Genomic DNA, 23729 nt, shown 5'->3' on the forward strand with positions numbered 1-23729 from the left:
AGATTGAGGCCGGCACCTACGAAACCGACGACAAGCTCATCGCCGCGGCCGACAAGCTGCTGGACGAACTCTTGCAGGACTGAGGAACCAGAACCGAGGAATCCGGATCCCTCGCGTCTGAGCCCTCTCAGCCCCCATGTTCACCGCCGCCATCACCCGCACGTTTTGCGCTGCTCATGCCCTTCGCCTTCCTGGCGGGGGGCTTGAGCCGTTGCATGGGCACAACTGGCAGACCACCGTCACCGTCGCGTCCGAGCAACTCGACGAGCTGGGCTGCGTGATGGACTTCCATGACCTGGAAAGGCAGCTCGACGCGATCATCGGGCCTTGGCACAACGCCAATCTCAACGAGATCGCGCCTTTTGACGCGGTGGTCAATCCGTCGGCGGAGAATGTCGCGCGACAAATCGCCGATGCATTAACCTTGCCGGACGGTGTGTCGCTGCGGCGGGTGGAGGTCACCGAAGCCGAAGGGTGCGCCGCGGCCTACGAACCCGCGTAACATGTGCCATGCCCTGCGACGGATGCAACAAACCCAAGACCGTCCACATCACCGAGATCAAAGGCGGCAAACAGGTCGACATGCATTACTGCAAGGACTGCCCCTACGCCAACGACGGCGTCGCCGGGGCCAAGTCGCACGCGCCGATCAACGAGCTCCTCACCAACTTCGTGATGAGCACCAGCAGTGGCGGTGAAAAGCAGGCCGAGGAGTGCCCCCACACGGGCATCACCTGGGCCGAGTTCCGCAACGCCGGGCTGCTCGGCCACCCGGAAAACTACGACCTGTTCGAGTCGCACCTCACGCCGTTGTTGCAGCGTGCCCACGAAGGGGCGACCCACCATGTCGGCAAAGTCCCCGAGCGTCGTGGCAAAGGTGGTCTCCCGCCCAAGCGCCGCAAGACCGTCGACCTTGCCAAGCTCAAGCAGGAGTTGGCCTTGGCCTTGGAACAGGAGAACTACGAAAATGCCGCCGAACTGCGCGATCGGATTCGCGAGATCGAGGGCGACTAGGATGGTTTACGCGCGTTTGTGAACTGCGGACACTCAACCGGGGACACGTGAAGCAATGGATGCGGACCTGAAAATCAGCGAGTTGACGACCCGGGCCGGCGAATGGCTCCGCGGCGAAGGGCCGCACAACGAGGTCGTCATCTCCAGCCGCATCCGGCTTGCCCGCAATCTCGCCAACAAACCGTTTCTTTCCAAGGCTACCCGCCGCCAACGCACCGCCGTCGAGAAGAAGATTCGCGACGTCGTCCTCTCGACGAACCTCGCCCCGAAAATTCTCTACGCCGACCTACAGGAATCGCCCGAAGTCGATCGGGCGCTGCTGGTCGAACGGCACCTGATCAGCCGCAACCACGCCTCGGCCGAAGGTGCCCGCGGCGTGGCTGTCGATGCTGACGAGACCATCGCGATCATGGTCAACGAGGAAGACCACCTGCGGCTGCAAGTGCTGCGGTCGGGTCTGCAGCTTGACGACGCCTGGGGCCAGATCAACGAGATCGACGACGACCTCGACGCGGCGCTGGAGTTTGCCTTCCACCCACGCTTTGGCTATCTGACCGCCTGCCCGACCAACGTTGGCACCGGCATTCGCGTCTCGGTGATGCTCCACCTGCCGGCCCTAAAGCTCACCGGCGATATCGAAAAAGTCTTCCGCGCCGCCAAGGAACTCAAACTCGCCGTCCGAGGCCTCTACGGTGAGGGCACCGAAGCCACAGGCGAGTTCTACCAGGTCTCCAACCAGACCACGCTCGGCAAGGAAGAGCCGGAGATCATCGCCGAGTTCCGCGACACGGTGATCCCCAAGATCGTCGAGTTCGAGCACCGCGCCCGCCACGCTCTCATCTCCGAACGCCACCGCGCCCTCGAGGACAAGATCTACCGCGCCGTCGGCCTGCTCCGCAGTGCCCGGCTGATCACGTCCGAGGAAGTGCTCAAGGAGCTGTCCTTCGTGCGGCTCGGCGTCAATCTCGAGATCCTCGGCGGCGTCGACGTGCGCACGATCAACGAGCTCATGCTCATGACCCAGCCGGCGCACCTGCAAAAGCTGCTGGGCAAGAAGCTCGAAGGCGACGACCGCCGGGCCGCAAGGGCCGACTTCATCCGCGAACGCCTCGGCGTGGTTTAACCGCGTTGCTCCACGAGGCGGTTAGCATCGCGGCAACGGGCGAAGCGGTTTGATCTCTGGTAACGTGCGGTCGCATGACGCAGTCGGATTCCGAAACCGCAGGAGTACCCAAGCCCGATTTGTCGCCGCCCGTGCCCGTGACACCGATCGATGATGATGCACTGACCATCTCGACGCCGGTGGTCGTCTTCGGCATCTCGGCGGTCGTGATTCTTGCGTCCTTACTCATCGCGCTCAGCGGCACCTCGGCCGACGCGACGCTCGCTTGCGGCCTGTTGGTGATCGCACCGCTGCTGGTTGGACGTTTGGCGGGGATGCAGGCCGGATTCGTCTCGGCGTTGGCGTGTTTGTTCGGCGGTTTCGCCGTGCTGATGATCGCGGGCTCGTTCGGCTCGGCTCCGCTGCTGGCGCTGCTGTTGTCGACCGGCATCGGTTGCTTGGGTGCATACCTGCTGGGCGACCGCGACGAGCCTGCCGACGAGGGTGTTTCGTCGAGCCGGCTGCGTGAAATGGAGCGCGACACGCAAGCCCTGCGTGAGCAACTGCGGCAGAGCCGAGACCGCGCCGATGCCGCGGAGCAGCGTTCGGCCGCCGTCGAGAAAGCTGCCTCCGAAGGCACGGGCAAGCTCACCGGTGCTGACCGCCAGCTCGCCGACGCCGCCATGGCACTGACCAACGCCGACGACCGCGCTCGCACCAAGGAGCGCGAGGTCGAGCGGCGTAAACGGGCCGTGCTGTCGGAACAACTCGCCGCCGCGACCGCCGAACTGGAATTGACCAAGGCCAAGCTAGCCGAGCTGGAGGAAGCGCAAGCCGAAGCGCCGGCGGAGCCGCAAACGATCGAGACCGAGCCGCCCGACGAGGTGTCGCTGTTGTTGGTCGGAGCGGGAACACCGTTGGCCGCGGCGGCGAACGTGGACGAGGCGTTGCGGTGCGTGTCCGAGGCGGCCGCGGTACCGAGCGTCGCGCTGCTGCTCGGTCCCAAGGCTCAACTCGCCCAACAAAACGCCGGTATCGCGTCGGCCGTCGGAGGCACCGACGACCACGACTTCGCGCGGACCGCCGCAGCGCGTGTCGCCGAGACGGGCAAGGCGCAGGTGTTCACCGATCTCGCTTCGATCGAAGCCGACGCGCCACGCACGGCCGCCGCCGTCCCGCTACCGGCCGACGGTCCCTCGGGCGTGCTGGTCGCGATCGGTCACGGTGAGACCATGGAAGACAAGCAGAACCTGCTCGAAACCGCCGCGTTCCGCGTCGCCGAGCTTGCCGCCGAGCAGTCCGCCCGTGTGCAGGTCGACAAACTCGCCAAGCAGATGGCATTGCTCGAATTGCAACTGCGCACCACCGAGAACTCGCTCGCCTCCACCGAATCCGCGCTGGCCGAAGCCCGCAGCGAGGTCATCGAGGACGGCACCGGTCTGTCGAAGCAGATGTCCACGCCGCTGAGCAATCTCCGCAAGTACGCCGACGTGCTCAAGGGTGAGCAGGGCGATGACTTGAGCGAAGTGGGGCACGAGTGCCTGGCGAAGATGCAGGAGTCCGTCGCGGTGCTCGAAGGGCTCGCCGGCGAACTGCAGCGGTTCGGTGACCTGGGCCGACAGGAAATCGTGCCCGAGCCGACGAAGGTCGTCGAAGTCGTGGACGCGGTGTTGGAACGAATGAACGAGCCGCTGAGCCGGGTGACGGTGCGGCGTGACTCGTCGATCGCCGGCGTGCCGGAGGTGATGGGCGAGGCCGACGCGTTAGGCCAAGCGTTGACGGCACTGCTCGATAACGCTGCCAAGTTTCATGCCCCCGGCACCAAGCCGACCATCGAAATTGCGGCCGAGAAACGCGGCGATTTCGTGCGTTTGTGGGTCAAGGACGACGGCATCGGCATGCCCGAGGCCGCGTCCGATAGCGTGTTCCTTCCGTTCGAACGGCTGCATCCCGACGAGCGATACGCCGGTTCGGGTATCGGGCTGGCGGTCGCGGCACGGGTCGCCAGGCGGCTGGGCGGGGCGATCGGCGTGGACTCGGACGTTGGTCGGGGCAGCCGATTCTGGTTGGACCTCCGGTCGGCCGACTGACTCGATGGGGGCCTCCCGTTAAGCCCGCGGTTCAGTGGGCTTGGGCTGTACCCGATGACACCGGTAGTGATTCGTTCCGCCGGCGGAGACCGGTCGGAGAGAATGTCATCCGAGTACCCGTCACGACGCCGGATCGCGTCCCCGCGGACAACGGCAGCCCCCACCATGGCTCAACGCAAGGCACCCACCCCGCCCGCTCCCAAAACATCCAAGGCCATCCAAGCCCGACCCGATCGGAAACGGACCGACGGATCGATCCTGCTCGTTGCACCCGACGCGGGCGTCGCCGAGTCGGCACGCACCGCGGGTGCGTCCAAGGGCGTGCCCGTGGAGGTCGTCGATAGTGTGTCGCAAGTCGCCGAAGTGCTGGGCAAACACCCGGTCCGTCTGGTCATCGCGTCCGCCGATTCCAAGCAGCTCATGCCGATCCTTCGTGACGAAGCGCCCGACGCGCAGGCGATCTTCGTCGACGAGACGCCCAGCGTGGACCGCAGCATCACCGCGTTTCGGGCCGGCTTCCTCGACTACCTCTCGGCCGACGACGCCGCGAACCCCGACAAACTTGCCGATCGTGTCGACGCGGCCCTCGACAAACAACACCACCTCGCCCGCACCGAGCGCCGGCTCGGCCGACTCCGCTCTGCCGTTCGCAAGCTCAACAGTTCACGCCGCGAAGTCGGCAAGCGCGTCGACGTGCTCTGCAACGACCTGATCTCGGCCTACACCGATCTGGCCCGGCAGATGGACACTGTGCGCCTGCGGCAGGAGTTCGGCGCGCTGCTCGAGGACGCCGACGATCTTGAGCAGCTGCTCTGCCACACGATGGACTGGATCCTCAAGCGCATGGGCCACTGCAACATCGCGATCTATCTCACCAGCGAGAACGGCTGCTCGGAGTTGGGCGCGTACATGAAATACACCATCGCCGGCGACCTGCCGCTGACCCAGGCGATGGCCGACGGGCTGGTCAAGCAGATTCAGCACCGAAGCTATCTCCACGCCGACGCCACCAGCTTGCCGGCACTGCTCACGACCGACGAGCTTTCGACGCTCCAGGGCCAGACCGTGCTTGGCGTCGATTGTCAGTACCTGGCCGAATCACTGGCGACGATCATCTGTTTCCGTGACGGCCGTAAGCCGTTCACGGCGGAGGATCGCGAGGCGCTCGAGTGTGCCGCTGGGCCGTTCGCCCAGGTCCTGACGAGCCTCGTCAGCGAGGGCGGTCCGGACGATTGGTCGGACGAGCAATGGCCGCACCTTGGTGACAGCTTCGGTGACGACGAGTTCGCTGGCGACGACGATTGGCCCGACGATGGCAAACAGGGCCCCGACGACCGCCACGCCGCCGACTGGTGGAAGAACGGCGGCGATGCACCGTTCTGACCGAAGACCACAGCGACCAAGCAGAAACGGCCGGGAAGCAACGGATTGCTCGCCCGGCCGTTTTCAGTACACCCCACAGGGCTCGAACCTGTAACCTTCGGTTCCGTAGACCGACGCTCTATCCAATTGAGCTAGGGGTGCGGGGCCGTGATGGTTGGCACGGATGGGGCGGCGGTCAAGCTGCTCCTTGCGTCGCGCCGCGAATCCGCATTTGCACCATCGGCAACACGCGCTCGGCCGAGAGGGTTTGTAGGCAGGTCTGGTGAACGCAGTTGCGGCTTAGACACGGGGCACACGGCAACGTGAGCCGGACGACATCGTCGAGGCGGGCGAAGGGGCCGGTGCGGCGGGGGTCGGTCGGGCCGAAGGCGGCCAGCAATGGCGTGTCGACCGCCGCGGCGATGTGCATCGGGCCGCTGTCGTTGGTCACCGCCACGACCGCGTGTCGGAGCAGGGTGACCAACTGCTTGATCGAGGTTTCGCCGGCGAGATTGATATCGGCACGGACGGCGTCGGCGAGCGGGCGTTCGCCAGGGCTGCCGGACGCGACGATCGTCAGGCCACGTTCGCGAAGTTGGTCGGCCAACACGGCGAACTGTTCGACGGGCCAGCGCTTGGTCGCCCAGTTGGTGCCGGGGATCAGCACCGCATACGGCCGCGTTGGCAAGTCGAGCGGAGCCTCCGGCAATACGAACTCGACCGGTCCTCGGCCGCAGTCCAACTGCTCCGCGACGTCGAGGTACCGCTCCACCGCGTGCCGGCTGTCCTGCCGACCGCCCACGCGTTGGGAGTACGCAAGCCCCGCCAGTTCGCGGGCATAACCGAAGCCGATGCGTCGATGAGCTCCGCTGCTCAACGCGAGAAATCCGGTGCGGATGAGTCCCTGAAGGTCGATCGTGACGTCCGGCTTGAACTGCCGAAGCTCGCGAATCAACGCCGGTGTCGCACCGATGCGTTTGCGGCGAAAAAGGATGATCCGGTCGAGGTCCGGGTGCCCATCGAGTAGGTCGGCGAAGGCCGGGTTCACGAGCCACGCGATCGTCGCCTCCGGGTAGCGTTTGCGGAGAAGCCGCAATACGGGTAGTGCATGCACGATGTCGCCCAGCGCGCTCGGCTTGATCATCAGGATGCGACGCGGTTCGGGCATGGCGGGACTTAGACTGACGGACTCAAGCGATGCCGAGCGTGCCGCTGTCGGCGTACGCTTTGACCCCGGCCGCGATATCGAACTCGGGCTGGTACCCGAGGACCGAGCGAGACTTGTCGAGGTTGGTCTCGGTCCAGTCCTGCGTGAAGCCGTACGGGTTCTCGAAGTAGTCCGGGGCGAGGTCGGTCCCGAGCACATCGTTGAGCGTCGCGACGATCTCGTTGAAGCTCCAGCTTTGGCCGGCACCGACGTTGAACGCGCCGGCCTCCTTTGCGTCGAGTGCCTTGACGTTGGCCTGTACGACGTCGTCGATGTAGACGAAGTCGCGCTTCTGGCTGCCGTCGGTGAAGATGCGGGGCCGTTTGCCGGCACGCATCTGCAGCGCGAGTTGATGAATCATGCTCGCGAGTTTGCCCTTGTGCGCTTCGCCGGGGCCGTAGACGTTGGAGTAGCGCAACGCGACGATCGGGTGGGCGAGCTTCGGGGCGTACCGCTCGGCCATCCGCTCCATCGTCAACTTTGAAAACGCGTAGCTGTTAAGCGGATCCTTGGGCTGGTCTTCCTTCATCGGCACCGGACCTTGGCCGTAGACGCTGCAGCTACTCGCCCAAATCATGCGGGCACCGGTCTCTGCGGCATGGTCGAGCAGGCCGCGAAACATCTCGACGTTGTTGAGCAACATCGGCTGCTGAAGCTCTGCCTCGCTGAGGCTCGCGCCGGTGGTGGTGTCGATGACACCGGTGATGGACGCTTGGTGGAAGATCGCGTCGTACGGGGCGAGCTTGACGATGGAGTTGAGGTCGTCGCGGCTACGCAGGGTCAGCACATCGCCGGTGAACTTCGCGAGGTTCTTCCAGGTCGCCGACGCGAAGGAATCGGTCGCGACCACGTCATGGCCGGTCTCGGCGAGACGCAGGGCGATGTTTGAACCAATGAACCCGGCTCCGCCGGTGACAAGCACGCGCAAGGGACGCTCCCGTTTGAGGAAAGGATCGGCCCGGATGGGCCGGTGGAAGACGGTAGGCGGATCGCCGGCCGACGCAATGGGCTACCTGATCGGGCATTTTGTCGGTGAATTGCCGCACAAAAGTGACATTTCGGCGTCATGCAGCACGCTATGCCGATCGGCCTTGGGGTTGGTTCGATCGGGGCTGGTGCGCGCTGATGTGCAATTGTGGGGATAAGTTGTGAAAGAAATAGTTACCGGCGGACGAATGGTTCTGGCTTTGCCGGCAGCACCTGTCGCCGGTTCACAACCCCCGGCTCGACGCCGCTCGTCCCCACGGACTTGAGCGGCTTTTCTATTTCGGGGCGCCCGCCTTCAGCAGCGCCCGGCCTCGCTCGCGCTGCACGCCGCCGTCGAGCGTCACGCCGCTCCCGCTGCGGGCTTTCATCTCCTCGTTGTCGAGCATGAGTTGTCGAAAGCCGACTTCGACGCAGTCCGCGATCGTCGCGCTACTTACGATCCGCTCGATGTTGGCCCAGTGGATCGCACCGAAACACATCGGGCACGGTTCGCAGGTGGCGTAGATCGTGCAGCCGGCGAGGTTGGGTGATTCAATCTGCCGACACGCCTGTTGGATCGCCGCGAGCTCGGCGTGTTGGGTGCAGTCGTGTGTGTCGCCGATCGTATTGCACGCGACGGCGATCACCTTGTCATCGGCGTCCACGATCGCCGCCCCGAACGGTGCCCAGCCCCGCGCCACGCCCACCTCCGCGATCTTGAACGCCAGGTCCAACCCTTCTTCGTCGGTCATGCGGACACGGTAGCCGTCACTCGCCGAGCGAGCGCCACAGGTACCATGTCGCGATCGAGCGGTAAGGGGCGAACGGCTCACCCATCGGCTCGCAGTCCCTGATCGCCGGCCGTTCGTCGAGGTCGTGCAACTGTGCCAAGGCATTCCGCAGGCCCAGGTCTCCGACGGGCCAAACGTTCGGCCGATTGAAGCCGAAAATGAGAAGCATCTCGACGGTCCACACGCCGATCCCCTTGATCTGCGTGAGATTTTCAACGACGCCGGCGTCGTCCATGCGTCGGAGTTTGCGCGGCTCGACCGAACCGTCGGCGTATCGGGCGGCGAGGTCGGTGAGATAGCCGCGCTTTTGCCGGGAGATGCCGCAGGCACGGATCTCGTCGTCGGTCCACCCGCCGGTGAGCGCGTCGTGGACCAGCGTCGGCGTCGGCTTCTTGCGCGGGAATCGTGCGGCGAACTTCTTGAACATCGCGGCGGCGGCGGCGGTGCTGACCTGTTGTGACAGAATGCTCTTGATCAAAAGCACGAACGTGTCGCGCTTGGGTTCGAGCGTGCAGGGGCCCACCTCGCGGATGATCGCCCGCATCTTGGGCGTCTTGCTCAGAAACTTCGCCGCGTCGGCCCAGCGGTGCTCCGGTGCGGATTGGTCGAACCACATGGGTCAGAGAATAGGGTTGCCGGGTCCAACTACGTCGCCTCGACTTCCCAACTCCCCAACGGTCCGTAAGATCATCGCGTGGCAGCCACTTCCTCCCTTCTCGCCGATCGATTATCCGCGGTTCGTCAGCGGATCGCCGATGCTGCGACGGCGGCCGGTCGCGACCCCAACGCCGTCCGTTTGGTGGCCGTCACCAAGTACGCCGCCCCGGAACAGATCCGCGAGGCCCTCGCGCTGGGCGTGGGCGATGTCGGGGAGAATCGCGTCCAACAGCTCGTCCAGCGTGCGGCGCAGCTAGGCGAGTTCCATCAACGCCGCGCCGCCGCTGGTGAAGACGGCTACGCGTCGAAACTCAACTGGCACATGGTTGGTCGGCTCCAGCGATCCAACGTCAAGCAACTACTGCCGCACTGTGATCTGATTCATTCGGTCGACTCGCTCCGCCTCGCCGAGGAAATCGACGCGCAGGCAGAGAAGATCGGAAAGGTCCAAAACATTCTCCTGCAGGTCAACTGCAGCGAGGAGGATCAGAAGGGCGGCGTCGCGGTCGGGGCGGCGGTGCCGTTGGCCGAGTCGATCGCGTCGATCCCGCATGTCCGCCTGCTCGGTTTGATGACGATGGCCAAGCTCGACGCTTCCGCGGACGAGACACGTACCACCTTCCGTCGGTTGCGTGAGATCTTCGAGGAAATGAAGTTTGAGGGCATCGCCGGCGACAACCTGCGTCACCTGAGCATGGGCATGAGCAACGATCTCGAACACGCCATCGCCGAGGGCAGCACGATGGTGCGGGTGGGGAGTGATATCTTCGGCTCCGACAGCGAGGAGAATGCTGAATGAAGCGTGCTGGGTAACGAGACGACTTTCTCCTGCGTTCAGCCTCGCGTTCAGTATTTCGGCCCATGCCTTCCCCCCGCGTTCTCAACGAAGCCCTGGCCGCGGTGGCGGAGATTGGAACCTTGGAGCGGGACGAGATCGACCGTCAGGTTTGGACGTTCGACGCGGGCGATGAACCGTTGCGGTTGCACTACTTCCCTGGCGAACACACGTCGGCAGCCAAGGCGTTTTACCTGCTCCAGCATTTGCACAAGCAGGGTTTGCCGGTGGTGCGACCGGCGGCGTTGTTGCAGGGGTTCAGGCTGGGTGCCGGCAAGGGCGACGCGGTGCTCCTGCCTGCGGATCCGCAGGTCACCGTCGGCCGGCGGTCGCCGGTCGATGCGGTGATCGCGACGTTGGTTCTGTTGCATGCGGGCGGTCACGGACACGCCGACCTTCGGCCCGAGTCGTTCGACGCCGACGGCCGGCTCAATGACGGTCGTGGGCTCAAGCGCGGCGGCCTGACCGATGATCACCTGTTCGCACTTGCCCACCACGCCGGGCCGACGCTTTCACGAACGGAGCGGCTGCGTGGTTGGCGGCTCCTGCACCCGAAAGGCCGGCCGCCGTTGGTCAACCCGCGTAGCCGTGGCTTGTTGCGTCCGATGTTGCAGCGCTGCGTGCGTGACAACGCCGACTTCGCGCGCATCCGTATCGGCGATTGGGAAGGCACCGCGCCGCGACGGGCGTTGCTGCCTCAGGATCATTCGCGGCAGAGCACCGACCCGATGCCGATCGCACGCTGGGCCCATCACCTACCGCACCTGCTCGCCGGGGATCACGAGTCGATGAAGCTGGACCCGGGCAGTGGCGACATCACCGCAACGACCCTCGATGGCGTCGATGTCGTGATCAAGCGGCCGCACCGGAAGAACTTCGGAAAGGCGGTCGCCGACGTCTTTCGTGACAGCCGGGGAATGCGCACATGGAAGCGGACCTGGCGGGCGATCGCGGCCGGCTTGCCGTGTGAACGGCCGATGTTGCTACTGCAACGCAGACGGGTCGGTTTCCCCGTCGAGGAGCTGCTGGTGTTCGAGCGTGTCCCGGGGCCGACGTTGCAGAAGCTCGGCGGTGACGTGTCGCCAAGGCTGGCCGATCGTTGCCGGCGCTGGTTGCGATACCTCGACACGCTCGGCCTTGCACACACCGACGCCAAGACGAGCAACTGGATCGCCCATGAGGGCAGCGACACACCCGTCGCGATCGACTGCGACGCCATCAAGCCGGGCCTGCCGGGCATCGGACTCGAGCGCTTCAATCGTGCCCTGCGACAGACCGATCGCTGGGGAAAGTAGTGGGGTGGAACCACGCCTCGGCCGTGCCGGTGCTACGACAGCCAACGGCAGGCGTCTGTGTTCGCTTTACTGGACGTTGCGTGCGATCGGTATGGGTCGGGCGGCTTCGAAAAACAGCCGAATCTCCGCCCCGATCGTGTCGCTGTTGAGCAGGTCGTTGTGTCCGCCGCTGTCGGCCCAGTACTGACGCTTCGGCTCGCTGGCGGCGCTGTAGAGGGATTCGCCGTGTCGGAACGGGATGATCTCGTCGTCTTCGGCGTGGATGACCAGCACCGGTCGGGGCCAGAGTTGAACGTCGGCGGGGCGAAAGTCCGACAGGTCGGTCCCCGCGTGGACGCTTGCCAGTGGCAACGCGATCCACGAAGCGACCGTGTTGATCGGCCAGGTGAAAACTTTCGCCGTCGCGTCATCCGCCATCATGCCAAGATCGTCGTAAGTGCCGATGACGGCGACGGCGTCGATGTCCGGGTCGTCTTCGGCCGCAGCGAGCAGGGCGGCCGCGCCCATGCTTGCACCGACGCCGAACAGTTCGCGCGCCTGATTCGGCTTGCTCTGCTTGGCCCATCGAAGCGCGGCCGCGACGTCGAGCGTCTCGCGCTTGCCGAAGCTGGAGCGTTGGCCCCCGCTCTCGCCGTGCGCTCGCATGTCGAGCATCAGCACGTTGTAACCGTGCGGCAGGAACTGGGCGGCCATGTTCAGAAAGTCCGCCTTTCCACCGCCGAGTCCGTGGGCGAGGACGACCGTGCGGTCGCTGGGGCCGAGCGCGGGGATCCACCAGCCGGCAATGTCGGTTCCGTCGGCCGCTTCGAAGCGTACCGACTCGAACGGCACGCCCAACTGCGTCGCCGGCGTGATCGGCGGCACGATCTTCACGCGATACGTCATCACCGCCGCCATGACTGCGGGCAGGCCGACCAAGATCAGCAGCATGACTCGCGTGACGCCGGCGATCCACTTGCGGCGCTTGCCCGGCTCTTTGCCTTGCAAAAGTTGCTGCAATCCCGCGTCACCGGTTTTGAGCAACACGAGTAATGCGACCGCGAGGTATGCCGTGAGCAGGATCTGCCCCCAACCCGCACGCCCGCCGATCGCGAAGCCGTACACCACGCAAAGTGTTACGCCTAACACGACGCCGACCATCGCCGTAGCGCCAAGGCGGATCGCCGGGAGCGAGCGTTTGCGTTTGTGCTGCACGATCGCATGCACGGTCGCCGCGATCGGGGCGGCGAGGTACGCCGTGATCAGCAGCCAGCTCGCGATGCGGTAGACGAGGTCCATGGGCGACGGTTCATGCTCGGTTCACAGATGGCCCCGGGTGCGGTGCAACGTGGGGTAGTCGACATAGCCCTCAGCACCGCCGCCGTAGAAAGTTTCCTTGTCGGGTTCGGTGTACGGCCCGCCGGCCGCGATGCGTGCCGGGAGGTCCGGGTTGGAGATGAACATTCGCCCGAACGCGACTGCGTCGGCACGGTCTTCTTCGAGCCAGCCGGCCGCGTCGCCGGGTTCGATTTCGTTGTTGGCGATGAACGGCCCGTCGAACGTTGCCCGCATCGACGCGACGATTCTCTTTCCGGCATCGTCGGTCGGACAGGGCGAGTGGAGATAAGCCAGCCCGCGCCCCGAGATCAGTTCAGCGGCGGCGGTGTAAAGCGTCATGAGTTCCTCCTTGGAGCTTGCATCGCTCCACGGTGAGAGCCGCACGCCGACCCGGCCGGCCGGCAGTTCCTCGCACAGCGCGGCGACGACGTCGTCGAGCAGACGCAGTCGGTTTTCGAGCGAGCCGCCGTAGTGGTCGGTGCGTTTGTTGATGGCGGACCGCATGAACTGCTGGATGAGATAGCCGTTGGCCGCATGGAGTTCGACGCCGTCGAAGCCGGCGGCTTTGGCGCAGCGGGCGGCGTGGCGGTAGTCGTCGATGAGCCTGGGGATTTCGTCGGTCTCCAGTGCCCGTGCTTCGGGGTGTGGCGGCTTGGTTTCGCCCGGGACGAGGTTGGCGACGTACGCATGCCCCGGCGGTGTCCACGCGCTCGACGACACGGGCTTGGCCCCGCCGTGGAACACCTCGTGCGAAATCGCGCCGACGTGCCAGAGCTGGCAGAAGATGCGTCCGCCGGCGTTATGCACCGCGTCCGTGACGAGCTTCCAACCGTCGACCTGAGCGTCGTTGAAAATCCCCGGCGTGTATGCGTAACCCTGGCCCTCCTGGCTGATCTGCGTCGCCTCCGAGACGATCAGTCCGGCGCTGGCGCGCTGGGCGTAGTACAGCGCGTGCAGCGGCGTTTGCGTGTTGTCCGGCGGGGCCGATCGGCAGCGGGTGAGCGGTGCCATGACGATGCGGTTAGGCAGGCCCAGGTCGCCGATTTGCAGCGGCTCGAACAGTGCGGAAGCATCGGCCGTGCGGGGGATCGTCGCGTCGTGCATGGCGATAGCGTAGGGAACGCCGACCGTGTCCAACGTCACACGAGCAGCGTTCGCAGCGCCTCGGCGACCGCGTCGGGTTGTTCCAGGGGTGCCATATGGCCGGCGTCGGGGATGACTTTGAGCTTGCCGTGCGGGAGTGCCGCGCTCATGCGCTCGGCCTCGTCGACGGGCGTAATGCGGTCGTGTTCACCGACGATCACGACGGCCGGAAGGTCCAGCGTCGGTAGCAGGTCGGTTCGGTCCTCGCGCAGCTTCATGGCCCGCAACGCGCGTTCGATCGTGTGCGGCGGGCAGTGGTTCATGATGTTGCGCAAATCGTGGACCGCCGGCGTGTTGTCGTGCGGGTGGGCGAGCATGTCGTCGAACATCGCGTTGGTGATCGCCTCGGTGCCTTCGCGTTGAACGAGCTGGATCATGCGGTCGCGTCCGACGCGTTTCTCGTGATCATCGGCGGCCGCGCGGGTGTCGACCAGCGCGAGCCCCGCCAGCGAGTCGCCGAACGCCGCGGCATACGCCAACGCGACATAGCCGCCCATGCTCAGGCCCGCGAGCACCACGGGCAACGCCGACAGTTCAGAAAGGACTTCATGCAACGCCCCGGCGAGCGAGTCGATCTGGCAGGGCTTGGCCGGCTTTGCCTCGCCGAACCCCGGCAGATCGACGTTGATCACCCGTGCTTCGTCGCCGAGCCGTTCCGCGACCGGTGCCCATACCCGGCGATCCAGCGGGAAGCCGTGAACCAAACACACCGCCTTGCCTTTCCCGTTGTCATCGAAAGCGACCGTTCCCAGCGAGGTTTGGAGCGTCGGCATCGCGCGATGATAACAGAAAGACGAAGTGCCCGTGAGTCGGGGCGAGGTGAAACAACGCGCTACCATCGCCCCCGCAAGGGGACTGCCATGGCCGTTCAGGACGAACTTACCAACCTCCGTGCCGAGCTGACGGCCGTGACGAATGTGAGTCGCATGCTCGCCGAGAGCCGCGACCTGCCGATGCTGCTTGAGCGCACGGTCAAGCTCATCACCGACGTGATGGGCGTGAAGGCCGCGTCGATCCGATTGTTGGATACGACCCAGGATGAACTGACAATCGCCGCCAAACACGGCCTCTCGGACGCGTACCTCGGCAAAGGCAAGATCAGCTTCACCGCGGCGAAAATCGATCAGGCGGCCCTCTCGCCGCGCGGCTGGGAACTTGTCGAACAAGTCACCGACGACCCGCGGGTGCTGTTTCGTGAGCAGGCGATCCGCGAAGGGATCGTGAGCATCCTCGTGGCGGGGATGCGATATCTCGGTAAGCCGATCGGCGTGCTGCGTGTGTACACGGACAAGCCACGCCGTTTCTCCGAGCGGGAGATCGACCTGCTGCGCACCGTCGCGTCGATGGCGGCGGCGGCGATCGAGAACGTACGCCTCGCCGACGAAGCCCGACAGGTCGAGCGCGATGCCGAACGGCTCGAGCGTCAGGTCCAACTCGCCGCGAACGTCCAGCAGCGCATGCTGCCCAAGGGGCCGCCCGAAATCGAGGGCATGTCGTTGGCCGGCATCTACCAGCCGGCGCAGGAACTCGCCGGCGACCTGTACGACTACATCCCGCTGCCCGAGGAAAACCACGGCCTGCTCGTGGCCGACGTGAGCGGCAAGGGCGTGGCGGCCGCGTTGGTCGGCATGGCCGTGCGTGCATCGTTGCGGGCGCAGGTCGATTACAAGTATGACCTTTCCGAGTCGATCGCCGGGCTCAACCACATGCTCTACCGGGACACGCGGCCCGGCGAGTTCGTCACGCTGTTCTACGCCGTCCTCGACGCCCAGGCGCGGCGGCTGACGTACTGCGCTGCCGGTCACCCGCCCGCGCTGCTGTGGCGTAACGGCAAGCTACGGGAACTCACCACCGATGACATGTTGCTCGGCATCGACCTCGACGCGACGTTCGGGCAGGGCGTGTTCAAGCTCAGGTCCGGCGATCGGATGCTGATCTACACGGACGGCTTTCCCGACGCGGAGGATTTTCGTGGCGAGCACTTCGGCGAGGAGCGTGTGGCGGAAGCGTTCACGGAGGCGGCCAAGTTGGAGAGTGCGGGGGCGATGGCCGAGCACATGCGACGGATGTTACGGAACTTCGTCGGTCTTGCCGACCGCAACGACGACGTCACGTTCATCACGCTGCACGTCGAGTGACGCAATCAGAACGGCAGGAGCTTCCGCAAACGCAGCCGCCAGCGGAGGCGGCGCAGGGCGAGATTGCCGGGTTCGAGCAGCAGGCCGTGCCGCAGGGCAACGCGGGCGTTGCCGATCTCTCCGTGGCGGGCGAGCGCGAGTGCGAGGTTGTGCCAGGCGGCCACGCGTTTCGGATCGATCTCCAGCGCCCGTCGCAGCGCGTTGAGCCCTTCCGCGACACGATCGGCACGGCATTCGGCAACCCCCAGGCGGTGCCAGACTGCCGCGTCGTTGGGGCGAACCAGGAGCAGCTTGCGCAGCGCCGCGGCACAGCCGGCGTCGTCGCCGATTGCGTCGGCCTCGCGGGCCACGGACTCGAGCACGTCCACGTCTCGCGGCCGGCGAAGCAGTTCCGCGCGGAGGTGTCGTTGTGCAAGACCGACGTCACCGCGACGTGCCGCGATTGTGGCAAGCTGCAAGTGAACACGGGGGAACGTCGGGTCGCCGGCCGCCGCGTTGCTCAGCGCGTCCCAGGCCGCTTCGATGTCGCCTTCCGCCGTGTGCAGCCGACCCAGGAGCGAGAGCGTGGCCGGCTCCTGTGGGGCGATGTCGGACAGTGCTGTCAGTACCGGACGCGCCGCGCGGGGGTCGTCGGCATCGAGAAGCATCCGTGCCAGGTGTGCCAGCAGGTCCGGCCGAGTTGGATCCTGCGGCGTGGTTCGGCCGATGCCTTCACGCAACGATCGCAACGCCAGCGCGGTTTGCCCATCGGCTTCGAGGCAGAGGGCGAGCCGGGCGATGACCGCACCGCGGGGAACCATCGGTTCGCTCGTGTCGATCGCCAGGCAACGCCGGTAACACCAGATCGCGCGGCGGTGCAGCCCGCGCATTTCCAGCGACCGGCCCATGTTGAAAAAGCTGCGCGGACAACGCTCGTCAAGCTGCTGCGCCATGTAGAACATGGCTTCGGCCCGGTCATGCTCACCGAGCTCGGCGTGGCACACGATGCGGTTGACGATGCCGGGCATGAACTTCGGATCGAGCGTGCATGCGGCGGCGAACTGCTCGATCGCTTCCCGGTCATTGCCGCGTTCGTGAAGGGCGGCACCGAGGTGATTCAGGGTGTGTGGTTCGTCCGGGTCGAGCTCGACGGCGCGGCGGTAGGCAGCGAGCGCGGCGACCGGGTCGCCGACCGCGTCGAGCGCGAGGCCCAGTTCGATGTGCGCCGGCGCGTCCCACGGGCCGTCGGCTTCGAGGTTGTCCCGGAGCAGGTCGACCGCGTCGGCGGCATTGCCGGCCTCACGCAACTCACGGGCCTCGACGACAAAACCCGGCTCGGCGTCGCCGGTGAAGTTCGCCCAGCCTTGGGGCGCGTGTTGCGGAGGATCGAAGATGCCGCCGAGGTCGTCGTCGAACGGATCGTTGCCGCCGTTCCAGTCGCCCTCGGAATCAAACGGCAGGTCGTCCGTGAAGTCCGGCTCGGAGGAATGGCCTTCAAAGCCGGGCTCATCGGGGAAGCCGAAGTCGTCGGAATCGCCGGTCATGACGCATCTCCGTTCTACGCGTTGGGGGCAAAACACACAAGTTCGCGCCGGCCCGAACCGTGCGAAATGTCGGGGAAACTTCGCAAACCCTTAACCGATTCGCGCCGACCAACGTCCGGCGATATAAAGTGTCGACACGACAGGGGCTTGTCCGATCTTCGGGAAGTGCGGGACCGTCACATCGGGGCCGCTCGTGGTTGGGAAGCCGCCCTTGAAAGTTGTCGGTCGCCGCTCATGTTCCTTTCACCCCGGCCATCCTCCGAACCTGACCCCGCCGTACGGGGATTACGCCCACGGCGGTTGGCGATGGCGGCGATGGCGGCGGTGGCGGCGGTGGTTCTGGCGATGGGCACGCCGAGCTTTGCGGCCGGTGACGTGGGTCGTTTGGCCGATCAACTTCGCTCTGCCCGGACGCAACTCGAACGCGACACTGCGGCCAACCGCCTCGCCAGTCGCCCCCAGGCCGAGGCGGCCGACGTGCTCCGTGCAACGCTTCGCGATCCGACCGACACGGGCGGTCGGCTCGCCGTGGCCCGCGCACTGGCCCGCCACGCCCGGCCCGACGACACGGAGTGGATCGACCCCTTGTTCGCGGCCCTGACCAACGGCGGCGACGAAACGCTGGCGATGGCCGTCGCCGACGCATTGGGCCCGTACGCGACCCGGCCACCGGTCACGGCACGCTTGGCACAGATCGCGCAGGCCGACGGCAAGGTATCGGTCCGGTTGGCGGCGCTGCGTGCGCTGGGTTCCGCGCCGACCGAGGCGGCCGCCCGTGCCGCTGCGACATTGCTCGACGCGGATGAGCCGCGGATCGCCAATGCGGCCGGAGTGGCCATCGCTCGCATCGCGGCCCTCGACGATGCCGATCCGGCATTGGTCAGTGCATGGATGGCCGACCGGCTCGAGGCGGGCGATTTCGCGGAGGTGGTGCTGGTCAATCGCGCCCGCCGTTCGGATCGCAACGTGGCCGATCTTGCCGAGGCCCGTGCGACCTTGCGGCGGTCGCTGACCGAGGTCTACCGCAACGCCGACGACAAGCCGGTCGTGCTCGAACAGTTCCTCACCAGCCCCGACGGCAATGTCCGCCTGCTGGGCGCGGAATTGGTTTACAGGGCGGTGACCGAGACTGGCATGGTGGCCGCGTCGGTCAAGCCGTTCGTGATCGACCTGGTCGGCGACGATCGTCCTGCGGTACGGCGTGAGGCGGCGGCGGCGTTGGGCGTGCTCAACGAGCCGGCCGCGACCGAGGCGCTGCTCGTTCAGATCGAGCAGGAGCCGGACGCGTCGGTGCGGGCGGCGTTGGCCACGGCGCTGGGCCCGTTGCGGGATTTGCGTGCGGTGGAGCCGCTGATGGCGTTGTTGCGGGATCCGTCGCCGACGGTGATCTCGGCGGCCTGCCGGTCGTTGCGCCAACTCGGCCCGGTGCTGCGCCGTGACGACCCGAACCTTGCCCGCATGGTCGCTGCCGAAACCGAAGACTTGTTGCTCAATCGCACCCAGCGTGGTGACGGTCCGATCCGGGAACACGCGGTCGGGGCGTTCGCCGCGCTGAGCGGGCCGGACGGGACGGCGACATTGACCCGCCTGCTGCTCGCCCGGCCACGAGAGATCGACGGCGTTCTCGTCGCCGCGCTCAACGGACTGGCAACACACGGCGACGAGCGGGCCGGCGATGCGGTGGCGGAACTGGCGGGCCACGAGAACGCGCGGGTCCGGCAGGCCGCGGTGCAGGCGGTGGTCAAGACGAGCATTTCCTTCGAGCGGGCCGACCTGCTCCGGCAACGACTCAGCGAAACCAACGAGCCGGCGGCGGTCGTGCGCGAGGAAGCGTGGAAGTCGTTGCTCGCGTTGATGCCGATGGCACCGGAGGTGCAACTCGCGGCTTGGCCCGAGCGGTTCCGTGACGAGCCGACGCGCCAATTGGCGGTGTTCGAGGTGCTGGCCGAGATGGCTGCGGCGCGCGGCGATGTCGAGGCCCAGAGCTATCGCCTGCAACAGATCGGCAATCTGCAGGCGTCGATCGGACGCTGGGGCGAGGCGGCCGGTTCGCTTCGGCAGTCGCTCGACATCGTCAAGGACCGGCCCGGCACCCAGCCGGTCGTTCTGCTTTCGCTCTCGGGAGAACTGCTCACGGCACTCCTGCGGGATCGCCAATACGACGCGGCCCTGGAGTTCGCCGCCGAACTGATCGCGTCCGATCCGCAATATCGCGGCGACGTCGGCGATCGCATTCGCAAGGAAACCGACCGCCTGTTCAAGGCCAACGAACTCGCCGATGCGCAGCGCCTGGTGAGTGCTGCTTTGTCGATGCAGCCGCCGCTGGACGATGCGTTCGTCGAACGGCTCCGTGAGACGTCGGACAAGATCCAACTTCGCCGCGATGCAGGTAGCGAAACCGATCGCCTCGGTCCCGACACGCTCACGTCCCTCGACCGGAGCTAACCGTGCTCGCTGCGGCGCTGTTTGCAGTTGCGTTTGTCCCCGGTACCTACGTCGATCGGCCGATCAGCGGCGATGGCTCGACCATGCGTATCGACGGGCCGGTGATCACGCAATGGGATGCTGATGGTGCGAAGTCCGCGACGGTGCCGTTGGCGGACGTGGTGATCGACGAGCGGGCGTACCTGCCGGCGTCGGGGTGGGTGCCCGAGCCACCGGATACGCTGCGGCGTCAGGCGGTGGCCGGCGGGGTCTTGCTGACCGCGCTCGTGATCGTGGCACTCATGTTGCCAAGGCGGCGGGTGCTCGCGGTCGTGGGGGTCGTCACGCTTGGCACCGCGGTGATCGTCGCATGGTCCGCGACTCGGCCGACGGTGCGTGCGATGACCGGGACGATCTGGCTCGACGGCCGGGCGGATACGTGGACGTGGTACCGGAGCCCGACCGACACCGTGCTCATGCTCCCGGCGGATCGGCAGACGTTTCTGATCGCGTACGACCGGCGGCACCTTGCGACGCTGGCCCCGGTGTTGCACGTCGATGCGGTGGGGCGGATGGAATCGTTGGAGCTGACGATGCCGGCGGACGTGACGGCGGCCGTGGTGCGCGTGGGCGAAGGTGAGCCGGAACCGGGAACGGGCCGGTCGCCGTTACGGACGATGGCCCGGCAGTTGTACCAGCGACCCGGCGTCGAAATCGTCGCGGAAGGTGAGCGGGGCGTCGTCCTGGAAACCCGGCAGACTCGACCGTAACGACTCAGCGGAGCACGTCGGCGACGTCGATGGCGACGCCGGTTTCCGCGCTTCGCCGTGCGGCGATGACGGTCGCGAAGGTCTGAAGATTGTCGTGGCCGTTCGTGAGTGATAGCGTGCCTTGAGCGATCGCGTTCACGAAATGCGCGAGCGCCGCCGCTTGCGAGTCGGGCGCGTCGTCCGGGGCGATCGACTTGGTGGTTTCGCCGCTGTGCCACAGGTCCGAGCGTTCGAGCAGCGTGTGCTCATCGGTCTTGCGGCCGAAGCGGATGCAGCCGTCCGCGCATTGCAGCCGCCACTCGCCGTCCCAGCTGCTGACGTATCCCTTCGCCGCCCAGTCGCCGTGGTAGGTGAACCGTGTGCCGTCGTCGAGGTGCAGGATCATGGCCAGTGCCGCCTCGCCCTGGTACCACGACCACGACGGGTTGAACGTCTCGGCATACACGCGACTGACGTTGTGACCGGTGACATGGCGGATCAGGTCGATGTGGTGGACGGCCATGTCCATGAGCAGCACGTGTGGCATCGTTTCCCGGAAGCTGCCGGTGAAGTCGCCGGGGATGAAGAAGTCCAGATGGCCGTGCCCGAACACGCCGAGCGGAGCCGCGGCGAACGTCTTCTTGAGCGTGAGCACCGGTGGCTTCCAGCGGTAGTTCTGCGAGACCATCAGTGTGCGGTCCGCCGCATCCGCAGCGGCGACCATCGCCTTGGCATCGTCTAAGGATTCGGCGATGGGCTTCTCGATGAGCAGGTGACGACCTGCGGCGAAGACGGCTTCGGCCTGCGCGCGATGGCCGGCCGGTGGCGTGGCGCAGAGCACCGCGTCGGAGTCGATCGCCGCGAGCGCGGCATCGAGATCGGCGAAGCAACGTTCTCTCGGCAGTCCGGTCAGTTCCTGGGCCTTGTCCAGCGCTTCGGTGTTCGGATCGACCAGCGCGACCAGTTCGACATCGGGGCTCGGGTGGGTCGTGTTGCGGAGCCAGCCGCCACCGTGTCCGCCGACACCCGCTTGAATGAGTTTGAGTTTGTTCACGAGAGCGCTCCGGTGTCGTTGAGCCAGGTGTTGGCGAGCAACGTGTGGCCGAGGGGCGTCGGGTGGACGCCGTCATTGGTCCAAAGCAAGTCCGGCCGGGCATCGCGTGCATCGGCGATGGCGCCGAACATGCCAACGACGATCGCGTCGAAGTCCGCCGCGAGTGTCCGAACGGTTTCGAGGTAGCTTCGCAGGATGTCGTTGCCCGACTTAGGCTGTGGCGGACTGTCGATCACGGTCGGTTCGCAGAGTACCAAGCGCACGTCGGGCAGGGTGCCGCGGGTTTGTGTGAGCAGGGTTCGGTAGACATCGGTGTACTCATCGACCGGTACGCCGCGGCCCTGCCCATCGAGCTGACGCCACACGTCGTTCACGCCAATCTTGATGCTGAGCACCGTCGGCGCGACCGCGAGCACGTCGTTCTCCCAGCGATCTTGCAGGTCGAGGATGGTGTTGCCCGAGTGCCCGTGGTTGAGGATCGCGGGCAGCGTCGTCGGATTGCCGGCAGCGAGTCGGTGATGAACCATGCGGACGTAGCCGTGCCCGAGCCGGTCCGGGTCGTCGCGCTGGCCGCAGTCGGTGATGGAGTCGCCGATGAAGAGGACGACATCGTTCTTGGTCAGTGAAAGCGGACGTTCTGCGGGCATTGGCGAGAGGGTACCGTGCGGAGGTGAAGAGGCGAGCCGACCGTGGTAAGAACCGACTGCCGATGCCGGCGTGGCTGGCGGTGTTGATCGAAGCGTTGCGGGCGAGCTTCTGGTTGTTGCCGAGCGTGATGGTGTGCGTGGCGTTGGTCGCCGGGTTTGTTTTTCCCGTGCTCGATCGCTGGTACTTCGGCGACTTCGACGGTGGCTATGCGAGCACGGTCGGGTTGTGGTTCGACGGCCAGGCCCAGGGTGCCCGCGAGTTTCTCGGGACCGTGGCCGGCAGTGCATTGACCGTGGCCGGCGTGGTGTTCTCGATCACGATCGCGACGTTGTCGATGGCCGCCGGGCAGTACGGCCCGCGTTTGCTTCGCCAGTTCATTGCCGATCGCGGCAACCAGTTCACGCTCGGGACGTTTCTTGCCACGTTCGCGTACTGCCTGATCGTTCTTCGTGTCATCCCCGATGCGAATTTCGGCGAGACGTACATGCCCCGGCTGTCCGTGTCGGTCGCGCTCGCCCTTGCGTTGCTGTCGATCGGCGTGCTGATCTGGTTCATCCACCACATCGCCGAGAGCATGCGGCCGGCCAAGCTGATCGCGGACGTCGGCAACGAACTCGATGCGGCGTTCGACCGGGCTCATCGCGACCATGTCGGAGATTCGATCGATGTCGCGGGTGACGACGTGTTCGAGTCGACCGATGCCGATGTGGTACGCAGCGAGCAGGTCGGCTACGTCGAGGCGATCGAGTTCGCCGCGTTGTTTGATCGGGCGGTCGAGAGGGATCTGTGCTTCCGATTGCTGGTTCGGCCGGGGACGTACGTTTTCGAAGGGACCGGGCTGGTGAGTTGCCACCCTCGGGATGGGATCGACGGGGTGGACACGGATTCCCTGCGGCGTGCGGTGCGGGTCAGCCCCGAGCGGACGTTGGCACAAGACGTCGAGTTCGGCATGGACCAGTTGTCGGAGATGGCGATTCGCGCACTCTCGTCGGGGATCAACGACCCACGCACGGCGATGACTTGTATCAACCGGCTCGGTGCGGTCTTGGCGAAGGAGTGCGGCCGAGACCCGATCCGGCCCGTCCGTGGCATGGGCGGCGAGCCACGGCTGATCATCCAGGTATCGACGTTCGACCGCCTGCTGCGTGGCGCGTTCGACGGGATTCGCCACGCGGCCGAGCGATCGTTCGGGGTGCAGCTTCGGCTCATCGAAGTGCTGACGATGATCGGCCGGTCAGCCGTCCGCCCAGAGCAGCGCGAGGTGTTGGCGGAGATGGTCGAACTGGTCAGCGCGTCGGCGTCGTCGGAACTTCTCGACGCCGACCGTGAGACGCTGCGTGACCGATGTGCCGAGGCCAGCGAGGCGATCAACGGTGGCCGGGACGACGAAGCGTCTTACCGCGAGTAACGACCG

General features: G+C 66.1%; 21 protein-coding genes and 1 tRNA gene. 11 read left to right on the forward strand and 11 right to left on the reverse strand.

The window, feature by feature from the left end:
• Positions 1-136: 136 nt before the first annotated feature.
• The 5 genes from AAGD32_02005 (at position 137) to AAGD32_02025 (ending at position 5589) form a co-directional block, all read left to right on the forward strand.
• Positions 137-502: a 6-carboxytetrahydropterin synthase gene (locus tag AAGD32_02005; GenBank protein MEM8873008.1), complete on the forward strand. Its 366-nt coding sequence runs from the start codon at positions 137-139 to the stop codon at positions 500-502.
• Positions 503-510: 8 nt separating this feature from the next.
• Positions 511-1014 (forward strand): UvrB/UvrC motif-containing protein, encoded by a 504-nt coding sequence (locus AAGD32_02010; protein ID MEM8873009.1) that lies wholly within the window; start codon positions 511-513, stop codon positions 1012-1014.
• A gap of 55 nt (positions 1015-1069) precedes the next feature.
• Positions 1070-2137 carry a protein arginine kinase gene (locus AAGD32_02015; GenBank protein MEM8873010.1) on the forward strand — a complete coding sequence of 356 codons (1068 nt, stop codon included), beginning with the start codon at positions 1070-1072 and terminating at the stop codon, positions 2135-2137.
• A gap of 74 nt (positions 2138-2211) precedes the next feature.
• The gene (locus AAGD32_02020) at positions 2212-4206 is read left to right on the forward strand and encodes an ATP-binding protein (GenBank protein MEM8873011.1); all 1995 of its coding nucleotides are present in this window, start codon (positions 2212-2214) and stop codon (positions 4204-4206) included.
• 165 nt (positions 4207-4371) lie between these two features.
• On the forward strand, positions 4372-5589 hold the full coding sequence (locus AAGD32_02025; GenBank protein MEM8873012.1) for a hypothetical protein: 1218 nt from the start codon (positions 4372-4374) through the stop codon (positions 5587-5589).
• A 67-nt stretch (positions 5590-5656) separates the two neighbouring features.
• Here AAGD32_02025 and AAGD32_02030 read toward each other — a convergent pair.
• The 5 genes from AAGD32_02030 to AAGD32_02050 form a co-directional block, all read right to left on the reverse strand.
• Positions 5657-5730: transfer RNA gene (locus tag AAGD32_02030), tRNA-Arg, on the reverse strand.
• 34 nt (positions 5731-5764) lie between these two features.
• The gene (gene waaF / locus AAGD32_02035) at positions 5765-6736 is read right to left on the reverse strand and encodes a lipopolysaccharide heptosyltransferase II (protein MEM8873013.1); all 972 of its coding nucleotides are present in this window, start codon (positions 6734-6736) and stop codon (positions 5765-5767) included.
• Positions 6737-6758: 22 nt separating this feature from the next.
• Entirely contained in the window at positions 6759-7697 is a 939-nt protein-coding gene (locus AAGD32_02040) for an NAD-dependent epimerase/dehydratase family protein (protein ID MEM8873014.1), read from the reverse strand.
• Positions 7698-8037: 340 nt separating this feature from the next.
• On the reverse strand, positions 8038-8493 hold the full coding sequence (locus AAGD32_02045; GenBank protein ID MEM8873015.1) for a nucleoside deaminase: 456 nt from the start codon (positions 8491-8493) through the stop codon (positions 8038-8040).
• A 16-nt stretch (positions 8494-8509) separates the two neighbouring features.
• A complete protein-coding gene (locus tag AAGD32_02050; protein ID MEM8873016.1) occupies positions 8510-9148 on the reverse strand; it encodes a DNA-3-methyladenine glycosylase 2 family protein in 639 nt (212 codons plus the stop codon).
• Between the two features lie 78 nt (positions 9149-9226).
• Between AAGD32_02050 and AAGD32_02055 the strand changes: the two genes are divergently transcribed.
• Both AAGD32_02055 and AAGD32_02060 read left to right on the forward strand, forming a co-directional pair.
• Positions 9227-9988, forward strand: coding sequence for a YggS family pyridoxal phosphate-dependent enzyme (locus tag AAGD32_02055; protein ID MEM8873017.1), 762 nt, complete (start codon positions 9227-9229; stop codon positions 9986-9988).
• 62 nt (positions 9989-10050) lie between these two features.
• Entirely contained in the window at positions 10051-11319 is a 1269-nt protein-coding gene (locus AAGD32_02060) for a hypothetical protein (GenBank protein MEM8873018.1), read from the forward strand.
• Between the two features lie 66 nt (positions 11320-11385).
• Here the strand turns inward: AAGD32_02060 and AAGD32_02065 are convergent, their stop codons facing one another.
• Genes AAGD32_02065 through AAGD32_02075 form a run of 3 tightly spaced genes read right to left on the reverse strand, consistent with a single transcriptional unit; the run spans position 11386 to position 14552 of the window.
• Positions 11386-12597 (reverse strand): alpha/beta hydrolase, encoded by a 1212-nt coding sequence (locus AAGD32_02065; protein ID MEM8873019.1) that lies wholly within the window; start codon positions 12595-12597, stop codon positions 11386-11388.
• 21 nt (positions 12598-12618) lie between these two features.
• Positions 12619-13740, reverse strand: coding sequence for an alkene reductase (locus tag AAGD32_02070; protein MEM8873020.1), 1122 nt, complete (start codon positions 13738-13740; stop codon positions 12619-12621).
• Positions 13741-13775: 35 nt separating this feature from the next.
• The gene (locus AAGD32_02075; GenBank protein ID MEM8873021.1) at positions 13776-14552 is read right to left on the reverse strand and encodes an alpha/beta hydrolase; all 777 of its coding nucleotides are present in this window, start codon (positions 14550-14552) and stop codon (positions 13776-13778) included.
• Positions 14553-14639: 87 nt separating this feature from the next.
• Between AAGD32_02075 and AAGD32_02080 the strand changes: the two genes are divergently transcribed.
• Positions 14640-15917 carry a GAF domain-containing SpoIIE family protein phosphatase gene (locus tag AAGD32_02080; GenBank protein MEM8873022.1) on the forward strand — a complete coding sequence of 426 codons (1278 nt, stop codon included), beginning with the start codon at positions 14640-14642 and terminating at the stop codon, positions 15915-15917.
• A 5-nt stretch (positions 15918-15922) separates the two neighbouring features.
• Here the strand turns inward: AAGD32_02080 and AAGD32_02085 are convergent, their stop codons facing one another.
• Complete coding sequence (locus tag AAGD32_02085) at positions 15923-17440, reverse strand: tetratricopeptide repeat protein (GenBank protein MEM8873023.1); 1518 nt, start codon at positions 17438-17440, stop codon at positions 15923-15925.
• Between the two features lie 306 nt (positions 17441-17746).
• On the opposite strand from AAGD32_02085, the gene AAGD32_02090 reads away from it, so the two are divergent.
• A complete protein-coding gene (locus AAGD32_02090) occupies positions 17747-19885 on the forward strand; it encodes a HEAT repeat domain-containing protein (protein ID MEM8873024.1) in 2139 nt (712 codons plus the stop codon).
• Positions 19886-19887: 2 nt separating this feature from the next.
• Positions 19888-20634, forward strand: coding sequence for a hypothetical protein (locus AAGD32_02095; GenBank protein MEM8873025.1), 747 nt, complete (start codon positions 19888-19890; stop codon positions 20632-20634).
• Between the two features lie 4 nt (positions 20635-20638).
• Here AAGD32_02095 and AAGD32_02100 read toward each other — a convergent pair whose 3' ends face one another.
• Entirely contained in the window at positions 20639-21667 is a 1029-nt protein-coding gene (locus AAGD32_02100; protein MEM8873026.1) for a Gfo/Idh/MocA family oxidoreductase, read from the reverse strand.
• The gene (locus AAGD32_02105) at positions 21664-22314 is read right to left on the reverse strand and encodes an SGNH/GDSL hydrolase family protein (GenBank protein MEM8873027.1); all 651 of its coding nucleotides are present in this window, start codon (positions 22312-22314) and stop codon (positions 21664-21666) included. The genes AAGD32_02100 and AAGD32_02105 overlap by 4 nt, the downstream gene beginning before the upstream one ends.
• 23 nt (positions 22315-22337) lie before the next feature.
• Between AAGD32_02105 and AAGD32_02110 the strand changes: the two genes are divergently transcribed.
• Complete coding sequence (locus AAGD32_02110) at positions 22338-23723, forward strand: DUF2254 domain-containing protein (GenBank protein ID MEM8873028.1); 1386 nt, start codon at positions 22338-22340, stop codon at positions 23721-23723.
• Positions 23724-23729 lie beyond the last annotated feature (6 nt).

The sequence above is a fragment of the Planctomycetota bacterium genome (assembly GCA_039182125.1).
Taxonomy (GTDB): Bacteria; Planctomycetota; Phycisphaerae; order Tepidisphaerales; family Tepidisphaeraceae; genus JBCDCH01.

Bases quoted from the DNA above. Each gene is read 5' to 3' on its own strand.
- AAGD32_02005 (MEM8873008.1), top strand. From the start codon at position 137: ATGTTCACCGCCGCCATCACCCGCACGTTTTGCGCTGCTCATGCCCTT.
- AAGD32_02010 (MEM8873009.1), top strand. From the start codon at position 511: ATGCCCTGCGACGGATGCAACAAACCCAAGACCGTCCACATCACCGAG.
- AAGD32_02015 (MEM8873010.1), top strand. From the start codon at position 1,070: ATGGATGCGGACCTGAAAATCAGCGAGTTGACGACCCGGGCCGGCGAA.
- AAGD32_02020 (MEM8873011.1), top strand. From the start codon at position 2,212: ATGACGCAGTCGGATTCCGAAACCGCAGGAGTACCCAAGCCCGATTTG.
- AAGD32_02025 (MEM8873012.1), top strand. From the start codon at position 4,372: ATGGCTCAACGCAAGGCACCCACCCCGCCCGCTCCCAAAACATCCAAG.
- waaF (MEM8873013.1), bottom strand. From the start codon at position 6,736: ATGCCCGAACCGCGTCGCATCCTGATGATCAAGCCGAGCGCGCTGGGC.
- AAGD32_02045 (MEM8873015.1), bottom strand. From the start codon at position 8,493: ATGACCGACGAAGAAGGGTTGGACCTGGCGTTCAAGATCGCGGAGGTG.
- AAGD32_02050 (MEM8873016.1), bottom strand. From the start codon at position 9,148: ATGTGGTTCGACCAATCCGCACCGGAGCACCGCTGGGCCGACGCGGCG.
- AAGD32_02060 (MEM8873018.1), top strand. From the start codon at position 10,051: ATGCCTTCCCCCCGCGTTCTCAACGAAGCCCTGGCCGCGGTGGCGGAG.
- AAGD32_02065 (MEM8873019.1), bottom strand. From the start codon at position 12,597: ATGGACCTCGTCTACCGCATCGCGAGCTGGCTGCTGATCACGGCGTAC.
- AAGD32_02070 (MEM8873020.1), bottom strand. From the start codon at position 13,740: ATGCACGACGCGACGATCCCCCGCACGGCCGATGCTTCCGCACTGTTC.
- AAGD32_02075 (MEM8873021.1), bottom strand. From the start codon at position 14,552: ATGCCGACGCTCCAAACCTCGCTGGGAACGGTCGCTTTCGATGACAAC.
- AAGD32_02080 (MEM8873022.1), top strand. From the start codon at position 14,640: ATGGCCGTTCAGGACGAACTTACCAACCTCCGTGCCGAGCTGACGGCC.
- AAGD32_02085 (MEM8873023.1), bottom strand. From the start codon at position 17,440: ATGACCGGCGATTCCGACGACTTCGGCTTCCCCGATGAGCCCGGCTTT.
- AAGD32_02090 (MEM8873024.1), top strand. From the start codon at position 17,747: ATGGCGGCGATGGCGGCGGTGGCGGCGGTGGTTCTGGCGATGGGCACG.
- AAGD32_02105 (MEM8873027.1), bottom strand. From the start codon at position 22,314: ATGCCCGCAGAACGTCCGCTTTCACTGACCAAGAACGATGTCGTCCTC.